General features: G+C 45.4%; 9 protein-coding genes. 1 reads left to right on the forward strand and 8 read right to left on the reverse strand.

The window, feature by feature from the left end; translation table 11 throughout:
* Positions 1-50: 50 nt before the first annotated feature.
* From ACN6MW_RS10515 to ACN6MW_RS10525, 3 genes are all read right to left on the reverse strand, one after another.
* Positions 51-1,595 carry an ABC transporter substrate-binding protein gene (locus tag ACN6MW_RS10515; RefSeq protein ID WP_419875416.1) on the reverse strand — a complete coding sequence of 515 codons (1,545 nt, stop codon included), beginning with the start codon at positions 1,593-1,595 and terminating at the stop codon, positions 51-53.
* Positions 1,596-2,211: 616 nt separating this feature from the next.
* Positions 2,212-4,227, reverse strand: coding sequence for a hypothetical protein (locus tag ACN6MW_RS10520; RefSeq protein ID WP_419875417.1), 2,016 nt, complete (start codon positions 4,225-4,227; stop codon positions 2,212-2,214).
* Positions 4,228-4,264: 37 nt separating this feature from the next.
* Entirely contained in the window at positions 4,265-6,730 is a 2,466-nt protein-coding gene (locus ACN6MW_RS10525; RefSeq protein ID WP_419875418.1) for a glycoside hydrolase family 2 TIM barrel-domain containing protein, read from the reverse strand.
* A gap of 457 nt (positions 6,731-7,187) precedes the next feature.
* Here ACN6MW_RS10525 and ACN6MW_RS10530 point away from each other — a divergent pair, with 457 nt between their 5' ends.
* Complete coding sequence (locus ACN6MW_RS10530; protein WP_419875419.1) at positions 7,188-7,499, forward strand: hypothetical protein; 312 nt, start codon at positions 7,188-7,190, stop codon at positions 7,497-7,499.
* Between the two features lie 28 nt (positions 7,500-7,527).
* On the opposite strand, the gene ACN6MW_RS10535 is transcribed toward ACN6MW_RS10530, so the two are convergent.
* The 5 genes from ACN6MW_RS10535 to ACN6MW_RS10555 all read right to left on the reverse strand — a co-directional run bounded on the left by ACN6MW_RS10535 (position 7,528) and on the right by ACN6MW_RS10555 (position 13,765).
* Positions 7,528-8,316 (reverse strand): hypothetical protein, encoded by a 789-nt coding sequence (locus ACN6MW_RS10535; RefSeq protein WP_419875420.1) that lies wholly within the window; start codon positions 8,314-8,316, stop codon positions 7,528-7,530.
* Positions 8,317-8,330: 14 nt separating this feature from the next.
* Entirely contained in the window at positions 8,331-9,326 is a 996-nt protein-coding gene (locus ACN6MW_RS10540; protein WP_419875421.1) for an ABC transporter substrate-binding protein, read from the reverse strand.
* Positions 9,327-9,454: 128 nt separating this feature from the next.
* Complete coding sequence (locus ACN6MW_RS10545) at positions 9,455-11,095, reverse strand: helix-turn-helix domain-containing protein (protein ID WP_419875422.1); 1,641 nt, start codon at positions 11,093-11,095, stop codon at positions 9,455-9,457.
* Positions 11,096-11,224: 129 nt separating this feature from the next.
* Complete coding sequence (locus ACN6MW_RS10550; RefSeq protein WP_419875423.1) at positions 11,225-12,184, reverse strand: Fe(3+) ABC transporter substrate-binding protein; 960 nt, start codon at positions 12,182-12,184, stop codon at positions 11,225-11,227.
* A gap of 168 nt (positions 12,185-12,352) precedes the next feature.
* Complete coding sequence (locus ACN6MW_RS10555; RefSeq protein WP_419875424.1) at positions 12,353-13,765, reverse strand: sensor histidine kinase; 1,413 nt, start codon at positions 13,763-13,765, stop codon at positions 12,353-12,355.

The raw sequence follows: 13,765 nt of genomic DNA on the forward strand, positions 1-13,765 counted from the left end.
TTAAAAAGGCAGGACCATTTAGATCCTGCCCCAACATGCATTTCACTACTCTATTGATTGGCTGCAGCCCAAGCATCAAGCTGCTTCTGCTTCTCTGCGATATACTTATCAAGGCCTGCCGCTTTCAATTTGTCGTTAAATTCCTTAAGCCTTTTCTCTGGATCCACCGTACCGGTTTCCAAACTTTGTGCATATTGTTCGATTACATTTTTCAAGGCAACACCTTCATTCTTGACAGGGCCCTCATCGAATAAGAAGCCGATTGCTTTTGAAGGGATACTCTGTGCCATAAACTCCTTCTCTAACTCCCGCAATTTTGGGTTATCCAACTTCGCAAGGTACGTAAGGGTTTTATTTCCCATAACCCAATCGAAGGTCCTCATGTTGTATCCTACCGAGTTGATATCCAAACCTTCCGGATAATCAACTGCTGTCTCCGATATCTTGACATAGTGTTTACCTTCAATGCCCCATACGAGAAAATTGGCGATGTCCTTATCGGAATACATAAGATTTAGGAACATCATCGCTCGCTCCGGATTTTCTGAGTGTTGGGCAATCGTCCATAAACCAGTCATTACGTTTGCAGTCGTTGCGTGAGGAGGAAGCAATTCAACTCTTACTAATTCATAACCAACTTCAAGCTCTATACCCTCTTTTTGCCCCGGAGAGCTAGGATAGATTGCGCTGAATGTACGGCCAGCCTTGATTTGTGCATTTGGAAGCACTGTTGTCGTTGCCGCATCTTTGTTGATATAACCTTCTTTAAACCATTTGTGTACACGGCTCAATTGGTCAGCATAATCCTGAGTCTCAAACAAATTAACGATTTTCATACCATTGTCATAACCCGGAAGTACGCCAAGTCTGTCTCCCAATCCATCATAAGTTGCAAAAGAAGTGACAGGACCAAGACCTGGGGCTACGCCAAGAGGAATGATGTTTGGCTCCTTCTCCTTAATCGCCTTCAATACGTTCTCAACGTCATCTAAGGTTTTAATCGAAGCAACGTCAATCTGATGCTTATCGACTAGGTCTTTACGAAGATAGTAGTCAGTACCTTTGGCGTAAGCATCGACATACGGAACTCCGTATAGCTTCCCGTTAATTTTGGGTACGTTTACATAATCTTCACCGACAGCTTGAATGATGCCTTGTCCATGTTCCTTTAAAAGGTCATCAATTTGAAACAATTTTCCAGATCCTGCAGCCGCGTTATACATTCCTCCAGCCCCGAATGTAAAGGCAAGGTCTAACTTCTCTCCACCGGAAAACATGAGGTTCATTTGCTGTCCATAAGCGCCAACACTGATCGGAAGAATATCGACGGTGGCATTCATTTTCGATTGCGTAATTTTATTAATTGCTGCTTCTATCTCTACCATATCCTTCGGCTCAGCGCCAAATATAGGCAAAGCCATCGTGATTTCGTAAGGGTCCAGAGCAGACTCTCCTGTATTCTCGCTTGCTTGTCCTGCATTCTTTTCATTAGATGGATTACTGTTGTTTTTGTTGTTGCTTGAGCATGCGGCTACCAATGTTGTGACGAGCGATATAGCAAGCAATAACGTAACAACTTTCAACTTCCTTTTCATGTGATCCCCCCATAGGAATGTATGTGCTTACAATTTCATTATATCTACCGTATAGGTTGCCAACTAACAAAATCACGACATCGTGAATAGCGATATCTCGACTTTATATTTTATTGCAGATGGATATAAAATAAAGGCTGCCCTTCGTCATTTTTTATGACTTGGACAACCTCTTCCTAGTATACCTATTTAAACCTAGGACACAACCTTTATTCTCTCCGGCGCCTTGACCGTTAAATGGATCTTTCCGCCGTTCCCTTTTTCCCAGTATTCGTCCAACCCTCGATCGTAATATCGGATTTTTTCTAATTCTGCCAACCTCTCTTGAGATCCGGGCGTCCCGCAAAGCAAATTATAGTGAGTAGAAGAATGCTTAATTTCTTAGAAAATTGCATTGTTGACCCTCCCCTTTACTTCATAAATGTTTATTTGAAGGCACGCGCGCGCTTTCTATTTCAGAGTATACCGTTATAAAATTCACTAATAGATGATAAAAAACTACGATTTCTTTAGGTTTTCTTTGATTAACCTCCAAATAGAAGCCTACAAGAAAGGCCAACCGTGTAAATCCGGTTGACCCTGAAGCTAATTAACTTTGTTTAAGAGCAAGGACACTCTAAGTTACCACGACCCGCACACGGCAAAGATTCAGAACTTGGGTGTACTTGTCATTGCTATTACCTTCTCTGTTGGACGCTGCCCGCAGCACCGGGAAGTAGGTACCGGGCTTGGAGAACGCATACGACACCTCGACGACAACCTGCGAGCCGTCTTCGTTCATGCGGTTAAAAGTTGCGTCGATAGGATAAGTAGCACCCCCTTCGAAATCCCACTCTGCCGAAACAATTCTGCCTGTATTAGGCGGTATTTCGATGTTCCCCGAGAAGGAGACTGCTTCGCCCACCGTAACATCGGCACGCTGGCCGCCGTTTGCTTTCACGGTTACGACCGGCTGAATGCCTTGCCGCTCGGCTGCTCCCTGCGGAACGATGACCTGACCGTTGTCAACCTCATAGTTGGTGCTGGCAGGAGGGATGATGCCTTGTTCTACCCAGGCGCTCAGATCAAGAAGCGCCTGGTGCAACGCACCGATATAACCGACAATGTGCAGTTCATCAAGCTCATTATTCGAACTGGATTCAGCATGTAAGGCGTGATCGATATACCAAAGTCGGAAATGGTCATCCAGCTTATCTCCCAACGCTTCTTTCACTTTGGTTCGATACCAGTCGGCCTGCCATGGGAATGCGCTTTCGTCCATCAACGCCTCCACGACAATCATCTTTCCGTCAAATCGCCCGCTTTGGACAGAACCTGCTCCGCCGTAGGCAATGGCTGGCCCAAGGAGAAACGGGCGCTGTGGATACAGCGGCTGACCGTCTTCATCCCGATACTGGTCCCATACATAATAATCAGGAGTTGGTACCTGATGTCGGTGATACGTCTGTAGAGCAATGTAGTCCGAGTTGTCGAGCATAATCTCGTCTCCTGGCTTGATTCGATCCAGATATGGAGCCGACTCGTGAAATCCGAAAGCAGATCCAACCGTGACAACATTACCGTTGATCTGCCCAAGAGGAACCTTCTGTCCAGCAGCCTCACCGCTTGTAAAGACGATATAGGCCCCATCCATGTACAACTCCCCGTTAGGTACGCTCTCTAACCGAAATGACGGAGCGGAATTCGTTCCATCCTGAAGCGATTTCCATGCCTCATCAACACCCATCAACTTCGATCTATCCACACTTAAGTCGTCATCCTTGTCAGCTCTAATAACCTCTGAGACGACAGTCTTAAACTGAACACGTGCCCTGATAGCCGAGCTGCCAAGCTTCGCGCCAAGGTAACCGGGAACTGTCCAGAAATCCTCAAAATAGGAGGGGTCACTCTGGAACACGGCGGGAGAAAGAACTGATAATGCACCATCACCTATCTCGTTATAGGCAAACCAGCTTCTCGGCGGGAACCCCATTCGGGTTACTTCTTCAAGCGCTTGTCTTTCTTCCTCATTCAATCCGGCATACATATCTCCACTGCCGCCTGGCTCAAGAGCGTCAATAATGGAAGGGAACTTTTCCTTAAGGATTCGCATGGCATGCACACGTACCGAAAAAACATTAGGCATGGCCATTGGCGTTCCGATTACGAATGGCACCGCACCGTCCCACACGCCTTTTGTACTTTCAATACAGCTAATCGTTTTGTACCCCCCGCCGCTTCCACCAAATACATAACCATATGGGCGATGTGGTCCATATAACTCGGCTGCTTTTACTCGTGAATATTGTGCCACAGCGGCATTTGCACGATAAACAAGCGTAAAGTCAGGAGACATTCCTCCCATGTTGGATTCGACAAAATAAGCACCGCTGGAAACAGCAAAGCCAATTGCGCCATCGTTGCCTTGATTTGCGTTTTCGCTGCCCTGAACAGGCGAGACAAAATGAAAGAATCTTCTCTCATAACCCTCTTCAGGAGGGTAATAAAATGAAAACTTGGTGTTAGTACCCTCGAACCCGCCGTGGAGATACCGATGTCGCACTGGCTGATCCCGCCATTCATCGATATCCACATAGGGCTGCTGGAACTGAGGGTCTTGCGTCCCGTCATAGAGCGGGGCGTTTGTTTGCAAAGCATCACGTTCTTTCACAATGTACCTCCTGGTTGATTTACAAGACCTGTATCGTTATGCTTTGCGTGGCACAGCCTTCTGCTGACGCAGTCACCGTTATTGCCCCTGCTTCTGATTTGGAGCGGACAACCGCGAGTACCTTGCCGTCGAACGTTGTTCTTTCCGCATCACAGAAATTTTCCAGGCTCTTCGGATCCGCGCTTCCGAACCCCTGCAGCGTTCCAGCTCCTTCAACGGTAACCGATACTTTTCTGTCTGCCGCCGTCTGCAGAATTCCGTTCTCATCCGTTAAGGCGATCATAATATAAGCCAAATCCGCTCCTGAGCTTTGCAGCTCCTCATGATCATTTTCCAGCTTCAGCTGGAGTCCTTTTCCGGCCGTCGTCAGCACCATACGCCCTGTTTCTTCTCCATTGACGTAAGCAACAGCTGTAAGCTCACCCGGTTGATAAACCGTATCAAATATCGCTTTGAAGCGATTCGCCTCGCCCGCAGGTGCTATGCCGATGGATTTGCCGTTTAGCAGCAGCTCCACCTCTTCGGCATCCGAATATACTTCAACCTTAACAGCGCTGTCTTCCGACCCCGGCCATGTCCAGCTGGAGATCGAATCGCTCCATGACCAAGCCGACTTCATAAATTTCTTATTATAATGCTGTGGTCTTTGGACAGCGATATAAGGCTCTTTCCTAAGGCCCCAAACGATTTCACGATAGAAGGATGCCGGTCTGCGATTACCTGTAATGTCTATATCTCCGCAATAAGCGACATACCATGGATACGGACCGTAGATCGCTTTGCTCTCATCTAACGTATAGTCGATCTTACCAATACCAGCTTCGCCAAGGTAATCCCAGCCTGTCCACGTGAAGTCTCCGATAATATGGCTATTAGCCTTCGTTAATCTCCAGTTGATATCAATATCATTAGGCATTGTCTCTGTACCACATATGACTCGGTTCGGGTACAGCTCCTTATCCATCTCATATCTGCCATTCATGTAGTTATATCCTGCAACATCGACAGCCGCAAACGCTTCTTCCGTTACTTCGCCTACGATTTCATGCCTTACAATTTGATTCATCTTGCCCAGCAGCGTCGACATAACCGTATTAATCTCATTCGAATCCAACTGTTCGGCAGGGGCCGATGCTCCTTTATTTCCTTCACCTGCGAAGCTCGCCATCACTTCTCCAAGCCGATCCATAATACATAACCACCCGTTAACCGAAGTGGTTATAAACCTTGTGTTATCCAAAGAACGGAGCTTTTCGGCCATTTGACGGTTCAGGCTGGCACCGTTGCCCGTTGCGACGGACGGAATTTCATTGCCGATGCTGTACATGATGACGCTTGGATGATTGAAATCCTTCTCGACCATCGCCTGCAAGTCTTTTTCCCACCACTCCTCGAAAAACAAGCCATAGTCGTAATCCGTTTTGCAAGAATCCCACGTATCGAAGGTCTCATCCATCACCAGCATACCAATCCTGTCGCAGGCATCCAGCATAGCCTTGGATATAGGTTGATGGGCGCTTCGGATGGCATTGAATCCAGCTTCTTTCAGGATTTCTACACGTCTCTCCTCCGCACGCTCCAACGTACAGGCACCGATGACGCCATTATCATGATGCACGCAAGCGCCTCTTAGTTTAATAACTTCGCCATTTATTCTTAGCCCGTGCCGCGTATTTAAACTCAGGCTTCGAATACCAAAATGATTCCTCTCCTCGTCTATTACTTTGCCGTCAACAAGGAGCTTGGAATAACAGACATAGAGGTTCGGCACTTCGACCGACCATAACTTTGGCTCCTGTACATAAAGCCGTTGTCTGATTGTCACTGGCTCTCTAGAAAACACCGTTACAGGCGTCTTGTCCGACGCAATGAGGTTTCCATTTTCATCCTGTATCTCTGTCAAAACATATGCTTTTTGTGTTACGATCCCATCGTATTGAACGAAGGTACTTACCTCTACAATGGCCTGTTCTGCCGAGATATCAGGTGTAGTAATCTTGACGCCATCTTCCTTGATGTGAAGCAGATCACCAATCAAGAGATTGACGTTACGGTATATTCCGCTTCCCGTATACCATCTCGAACTGGACTCCGCGCCATTTTTCACAAGTACTTTGATTTCATTGTCCGTATCCCATTTCAAAAAACGGTTGGCTTTCACGTAGAAGTTACTGTAGCCGTACGGACATTTCCCGGCAAAATCTCCGTTAATATAGACCATGGCATTCATATAAACGCCTTCGAATTCGAGGACGATGTTTTTATTTTCGTATTCCTTTGGCGCAAACCATTTTTTCTTATACGTATAATTGCCGCCCGGGAAGAACCCTGTATTATTCTGATTGATGCAGTCCGGATCTCTTTGTTCCAAAATCATGGCATCATGAGGCAGCGTGATCTCCACTTCCGGCGCCGATCTCGAAAGAGACAATCCTCCCGCACCTTTGGAGAAGCTCCATTTGTCATTAAAAGATGTCTTCAGCATGTTATTACCCCTTTCGATTAGCCTTCATTCCCTTTCTCCATCTTATTGCAGTACTTGGAAGGCGACTAACAATATTGCGACAACTTGAATAGTGTTATTTCGACATTTTTTAAATAAAAAAAGTTGCCTTTCATCATCATAGATGACTACTGGACAACCTCATTACCATTATTTCTGAGTAGGCAGCGCTAAACCGTCCCTACTTATTATGTATATGTACTTCCCTCGAATTTAGTTATTTTGCCTGAGAACAGCCGCTGATTAATGGTATTCATTACTTCTTATTAGGAAAATAAATCGGGGAAAAGATCTTGCAAAAAACACTGCGAGAAAACAGAAGAATGCTTTTGTATCAAGGCTTTTAGCCATTTTGATTGGTTGGAGGGCGAGATAAGAATCAGGGTATGAGCTTAGTAAGCTGCAGCCTCAGAACCTGATTCAGGGATGGAAAACCATCATGAAACGGCACTGCGGTGCTAGAAAAGCAAAAACACTCATCGAGCTGGCCAACCATTCTGTAGGATCTCCGTCAGCTACGCATTACTACAAGCTCCACTTGAAACAATTGCTCGCCGAGTACGACCTTGCTTGCGAACAGCTAGAGGTTGTGGAGAAGGAGATTTCAACCGTATTAGAACGCATTCCCTTTGCAAAATCCATCCTCGCGATTAAGGGGATTAGTGTCATTTCACTAGCTGGTATTTTGGGTGAGGCTGGCGGCTTAAGCTTAATGGCTGTCGTTGGTGACGATTTGCTTATAAAACGCTGAAGGCGGCACCCTCCATTTGGGTGCCGCCTCAACAGTGGCCATTCGCTCTCTTTAATGCACGATCCTTTTCATTTAATCGCGGACATTCATAACAATAATCAAATTCCGTATTCAAGCGATAGGCAAGGCAGCAAGCTGTTTTCAATCGTATTTTTTTCTCAGGGATAGTCGGATGTTCAATGTATCGAAGTTTAATATCAAATGGATTTTTACGGAGTCCGAACGCGCTGGCATCGATTCCCCATTTCAACATTTGAAATGGATAAACGATCATCTTCCTGCTCTTCTCATCCGAAGCATCGCCCAACTCTTCTTCCATTTGACTATACAACGCATTAACAATTTGTCCCCATAAGGGAATGGCACTCATTTGGACTAGTCGGGATAATGTTACGATCAAGGGCGTTATGTTTTCCCTGTAAAATGAATCGAGCGTCTTCTTGCGCCAAGCGTCGCCGCCCGTTATAGGAATTTTCCTGAAACGCTGTTCATTGATTTTAAATGAAAAAAGGGGATAGTGGTCACCTGCATATAATTGAACGGTTACATTAGATAATGATAAATCCAGAAGCAATTCATCACCGCGAAACAGCATGTGCTGCATCGCACTGCATATTCCCGCATACCAACTCATAAAAAACGCTGCCGCTGCGGATCGTTCTTCTGTTTTAATAAGCAGTCCGTACGTGTCGATCAATCGCATCATATCTTCTTCTATTATTAGATCAGAAGCAGGCATCGTAAGCACGGTGTTTTCCGGCTCGTACAAAGTCAGGAAAAACTTCTCTTCCAGCTGTCGAAAGTCAACCGCGCCCACTGTATACCCTCCCCTTATTTTTGTTTATTCTCAAAAGCATGAACGACTTCATCAATGGCATACCTATCTGCCAAAGGAGACATGCCCAGGCTAAACCATTCCTTGCCTCCCATGATGTAAACCTGATTTTTCTTTACTGCCGTCATATTTTTCCACAATGAACTATCCATCATTTGTTTATACCTGCTCTGGACTTCTTCGCTAGACTCATCATCTAGCTGCAGGATGATATGGTCAGGATTATATTCCGGTATTTTTTCCAACGATATGGAAAGGCTTGCCTCGGTCTGAGGAAACTCTTTGACCGGTTTCAAGCCTAATTGCTGATGGATGAAATTCCCTCTATCGATATTTTCACCGTAAATAACGATTTCTTTTGCCATAATCATCATATACATGACTGTCTCGTCTCCAACAAGGGTGTCGAGCTTCTTCTTGGCTTCTTCTTTTTTCGCTTCTAAATCCTGAATAACCGTTTCTGCCTGGTCTTTCTTACCGAGAACCTCGCCAATATCCCGCAATTCATCCCGCCAATTATCACGCTGCGGCAATAGCACGGTTGGTGCGATTTTGGACAGCTGATCGTAATCCTTATCGGACCACCAAGTCGGAGCAATAATTAAATCCGGCTCTGAGGTTAGAATGGCTTCAAAATTAGGCGTTTGCGCAATCCCCATCTTCAATGTATCTTTAAACGGTTCTTTGAGATAGGATGGGAAATCCTGATGATAGTTTTGCACCGCAATAGGCGTAACGCCAAGCGCATATAAAAACTCAGGGTAGACGACAGAAAGCCCAATGACCCTTTGGGGCGCAGTTGGAATGCTGATGTCTCCTTTCAAGCTTGTTATCACACGCATTTTATCGGATACTCCTGCATTCGTCTTACCAGAATTCCCAGCAGCAGTACTGTTCTTATTCGACTCGGTATTATCGGCTGCACAAGCAGTACTTAACATGACTAACCATGCGATAATTAATCCCGCAAACAATCTTCCATTACGCATCATTCTTCGGTGATCCTCCTAAAAATCTAAATTATAAATGATAATCGCTTATTAAAATTGATTATCATTATCACATAGGAGGAGTATAGATGAATTTTCAATTTTAGAATATCGACGATAACGACATTTTTTTATGCACGATTACGCCAAAGCTTCAGCGCTTCATCCAGCATAAGATCATGGGTGAATGCCGTATATTCCACCCATGGATACGATGGGAGGAAATCCACACGGCTGTTCTTGACGGCTTTCAGACCGCGCCATAGCTCAGAGTTCATGAGAGTTCTCCAAGTTGATTGCGATAGTGCGTCCTCGTCCACGATGAGCAAAAACCGATCCGCATCAAAATCCGCCAGTTGATCCGATGTCACCTGCTGATCCGGATTTATCCGATCGACGCCACGCGCGGGCACAACATGCAAATCGTCATAAAAAACCGTACCTATACTCCTGTTGCCCAATACGTGAAGGCGATCACCTGTAATTCTTAGAATGAGAAGACTTTCATCCTTGAAAGCATGTTTTATCTGCTCTCTAACAAAAAGAGCCTTTCTATCATACTTTTCAAGCCAGACTTCCGATGCTGTTGACTTATCCAGAAACTGTGCAATCAAACGCAAATGCGTACGCCAATCGTTCTCCAACCAAGGTACAAAAAACGCAGGTGCGATTTCCTGGAGCATGGCCTGTTCCCCGGCAGGTACTAGAATGTCGATACCTATAATGAAGTCAGGCTCGGCAAGCCGAATTTCTTCTCTCTTTATCGATTGATTTGAACTTAGCGGGAGCACGGAATCCATTTGATACTTTCGCTTGTAATAATCAGTCCAGGGATGATCGGCTGGTGCTGCAAACGGATTTATTTGAAGCGTAATCAGTTGTCCAATGTTAGGAAAATGGTAAGCGACTATTTTTTTCCTGCTGATCTTCATAAATGCCGCTGGAGGCATACCCGATACCTGTTTGAATTTGCGCCGAAAATAAATATCGTCATGGTAACCTACATGCCGCGCAATATCCCGAAGACGATTTTGCCCGCTCGTCCTCATCAGCTGCTGTGCCTCTTTAATCCGATAGATTGCCAAATAGTCGATCGCGCTGCAACCATATCTTTTTTTAAATAACCGCATAAAATGACGGGTACTAATCCCCGCCACCTTCGCCAAATGATCAATCGTAAGTTCTTGCTGATAATGCTGTTCGATATAGCCTTTTACGTATTCCAGCGCCGCTTCCGAATCGTTTCCTTGTACAAGAAGAGCATCCTGTAGGATGGTATGCAGCACTTCTTGAAAGAGGATTTGACCGCGGAATCGTTTTAATCGATCCTCGTCCTGCAAACATTGGCAAATGGATTTGCACAAAGCGTTAACGGAAACCAGAGACGAGACGATAACTTCCCCCTTAACCGGGAAAGTGCTATTCCGCTTAATAACCTGCATCGAATCGATTGACGATCCGTCATCCTCAATAATATCAAATCGCATATGATAAAACCCGCGTTCATCGAAAGAGTGCGCGGCTGCTTCGATGAGCTGACCAGGCGTACAAACATAAACGCTGCCTTGTCGCATCTCGGTGAATTGCCCATCAATAGTGAGCCATCCTCGACCGCTTGACGCTACAAAAATCATGTGTGTCTGGACAAACTGAAGCCTTAATTTCCATTCACTCGAATGGCTCTTGATATGTTCAACTTCCCGAAGCTTGAATAACATGCCTTCGAGTGAGGCATATTCGTTATGTTTAATGTTCTTTTCGATATCAACCAAGCAAACACACCTCCCAAGACATATTTTAATATGAATCTAGTAATCATGATACGCAAAAAAGAGCCTGCCTCCATTCGGAACATGCTCTTTCTTTCAGTAAGTAACGGGCCTCATCGCCTATGTAAATCATTAAGCCCATTTCACTTTTTTAAAGATCTCAATCGCCTTTTGCCGGTAGTCTTCTAAATCTGCGAAATCAAGCTGCTGCGACTTAAAAGCTCCCCAGGATTTGATAGGCTCTGCTGCTTCGGCCTCTTCATTAACCGGGAATTCGTAACTCCCCTGCACCAATTGCGTTTGGCCTTCCTTACTCGTCATATACTCAACCAGCTTTAATGCATTTTCTCTGTTTTTCGAATAACGAACCAGCCCGATTCCGCTTATGTTGAGATGCGTCCCTGTCGTCTCCTGATTGGGGAAGAACACACCCAAGCCCTCCGCTACCCGTGCTTCTTCCGAATCCTTGGAGGCGGCAAGCTGCCCCACGTAATACGTATTCATGATCGCCACATCACCGATGCCATCGGCAATGGCCTTGGCTTGATCACGATCCCCGCCTTCCGGGACACGCGCGAAATTGTTCACGATCCCTCTGGCCCACTTTTCCGCTTGCTCTTCTCCGTTAATAGAAATGAACGAAGCTAGCAATGACTGGTTATATAGATTGGAGTAAGATCTAACCAGCACTCTGCCTTTCCACTTATCGTCGGTCAAACTTTCATATGTCGATAATTCCTCCGGCTTAACTCTATTCTTCGCATATACGATTACCCGTGCACGCGTAGCAATGCCAATCCAATAATCATCCGGATCACGCCATTTGGCCGGAACCTGGCGGTCAACGACCTCAGAACTTAGAGGCTGCAGTACATTCTCCCGCTTGGCATAGTTTAATACGCCTCCGTCCACGGTAAAGAACAGATCCGCCTTGGAATCCTCTCCATCCTGCTTTAGCCGCGCGACCAATTCCTCCGCCGTGCCTTTGATCTCATTGACCTTTATCCCCGTGCGCTTCGTAAAGGCTTCGAATAGGATGGAATCGGCTTCATAATGCCTAGCTGAATATACCGTCACATCGCCGTTTTTCATGTCTGTATCTCCAGTATCTTGTATAGCTGTAACCGTTGGCTCGGAATGATTTTGAGGTTCACCGCTACTTCCTCCAAGCCCGCATGCCGTACAGACTATAAAAAGAAATAAAATGATCGACAACTTTTGCAAACTTTATCCTCCTTCATCATTTACCGTACCTGGTTTCTATTCGTGAAATAAACATGGCAAGCCGATGGTTACCGTTGTGCCGGAAAGTTCCTCGGAACGGATGGCAAGCGTGCCATGATAACGATCAATCAATCTCTTGGCAATGGCAAGACCTAACCCATTGCCGCCCTGATCACGGCTCCTTGCTTTATCTACCCGATAGAACCTTTCCGTAACGTACGGTAAATCTTCCGCAGGAATTCCCATGCCATAATCGATGATTTCAATATGGACCTGTTTCTCACTCACATAGGCTTTGACAGATAGCACTTTTTGCTGTAAAGAGTATTTAATGGCATTATCCAAAATAATGAGCAGCATTTGCTCCAGATGTTCGTTGGAAATATTCAAACTCGTACCATCAATCCGTTCTAAATCGGTTTCCAAAGCGAAATCAGGATGAATCAAAGCGAACCGATCTATTATTCTTTCGATTGCTTTCGAAGGGCTCTTCAACAATGATTCGAGGACATGCGTGTTTTGCTCGGCCCGAGATAAGGCAAGCAATTCCATGATAAGCCCCTTTAACCGTGCAAACTCGTGAAGAGAAGCATCAAGCGAATCGCTTAGAATAACAGGGTCTTCCTTTCCCCATCTACGAAGCAGAGACATATGGCCTTCGATGATGGCTACTGGCGTTCTAAGCTCGTGGGAAGCATCCTCGACAAACCTGCTTTGCTGACGGAACGATTCTTCCACCTGATCCATCATATCGTTAAACATGATCATTAAAGTTGAGATTTCATCGCCATTTAATGCTGGCCGCATTCTTTCCTGCATCCCTTTGCTGCTGATGTCTTTTATCGTCTGAGCCATTGCCTGCAGCGGCTTGAGCACATTTCGCGTAAGCAGCCAACCGACCAAAATACTTAAAACGACTGCCCCTAAAGTAAAATAAAACATCACCTGTGAAATCGTTTTTCTCATTTCCTCGAATTGGGCCAGGCTTTTGACAATTTCGACTGATCCGGAAAACTCGAAAATGGTGATCGGACTTTCCATGATTAAATGGGAATAGCCGCCCTGCTTGTAAATACCGATTACTTGCCGTGAGATCGATTGGTGCTCCAACAGATCGTCCGGCACATTTTCGTTTATTGTTATAAGAGGAATATTATCGGTTCCAATAATACGGATCCGTTGATCGTCTCGGTTGATTTTGTCCAAATACTGTCTTATTTTCGTTAAATTCTCTTGCTTAAACTCCGCTTCCTGTTCCAGAAAATAGTTCAGAATTTCATTCATGCTGTGCTGCACGTTCTTTTTCTCGCGGTGAATGATCCATTTCTCCATAATGACGTACTGCAGCGTGTTATATCCGGCGAACAGCACCATGATTAACACGGTTGACCATAAAGTCAGCTTGAACTTAATCGGCATCCGAAAGTAGAAGCCCGTCCATTTTTTCAA

Source organism: Pristimantibacillus sp. PTI5 (assembly GCF_048572955.1).
GTDB lineage: Bacteria > Bacillota > Bacilli > Paenibacillales > Paenibacillaceae > Pristimantibacillus.

Excerpts from the sequence above, each read along its gene's own strand:
- ACN6MW_RS10515 (WP_419875416.1), bottom strand. The coding sequence starts at position 1,595 with ATGAAAAGGAAGTTGAAAGTTGTTACGTTATTGCTTGCTATATCGCTC.
- ACN6MW_RS10525 (WP_419875418.1), bottom strand. The coding sequence starts at position 6,730 with ATGCTGAAGACATCTTTTAATGACAAATGGAGCTTCTCCAAAGGTGCG.
- ACN6MW_RS10530 (WP_419875419.1), top strand. The coding sequence starts at position 7,188 with ATGAAACGGCACTGCGGTGCTAGAAAAGCAAAAACACTCATCGAGCTG.
- ACN6MW_RS10540 (WP_419875421.1), bottom strand. The coding sequence starts at position 9,326 with ATGATGCGTAATGGAAGATTGTTTGCGGGATTAATTATCGCATGGTTA.
- ACN6MW_RS10550 (WP_419875423.1), bottom strand. The coding sequence starts at position 12,184 with ATGAAAAACGGCGATGTGACGGTATATTCAGCTAGGCATTATGAAGCC.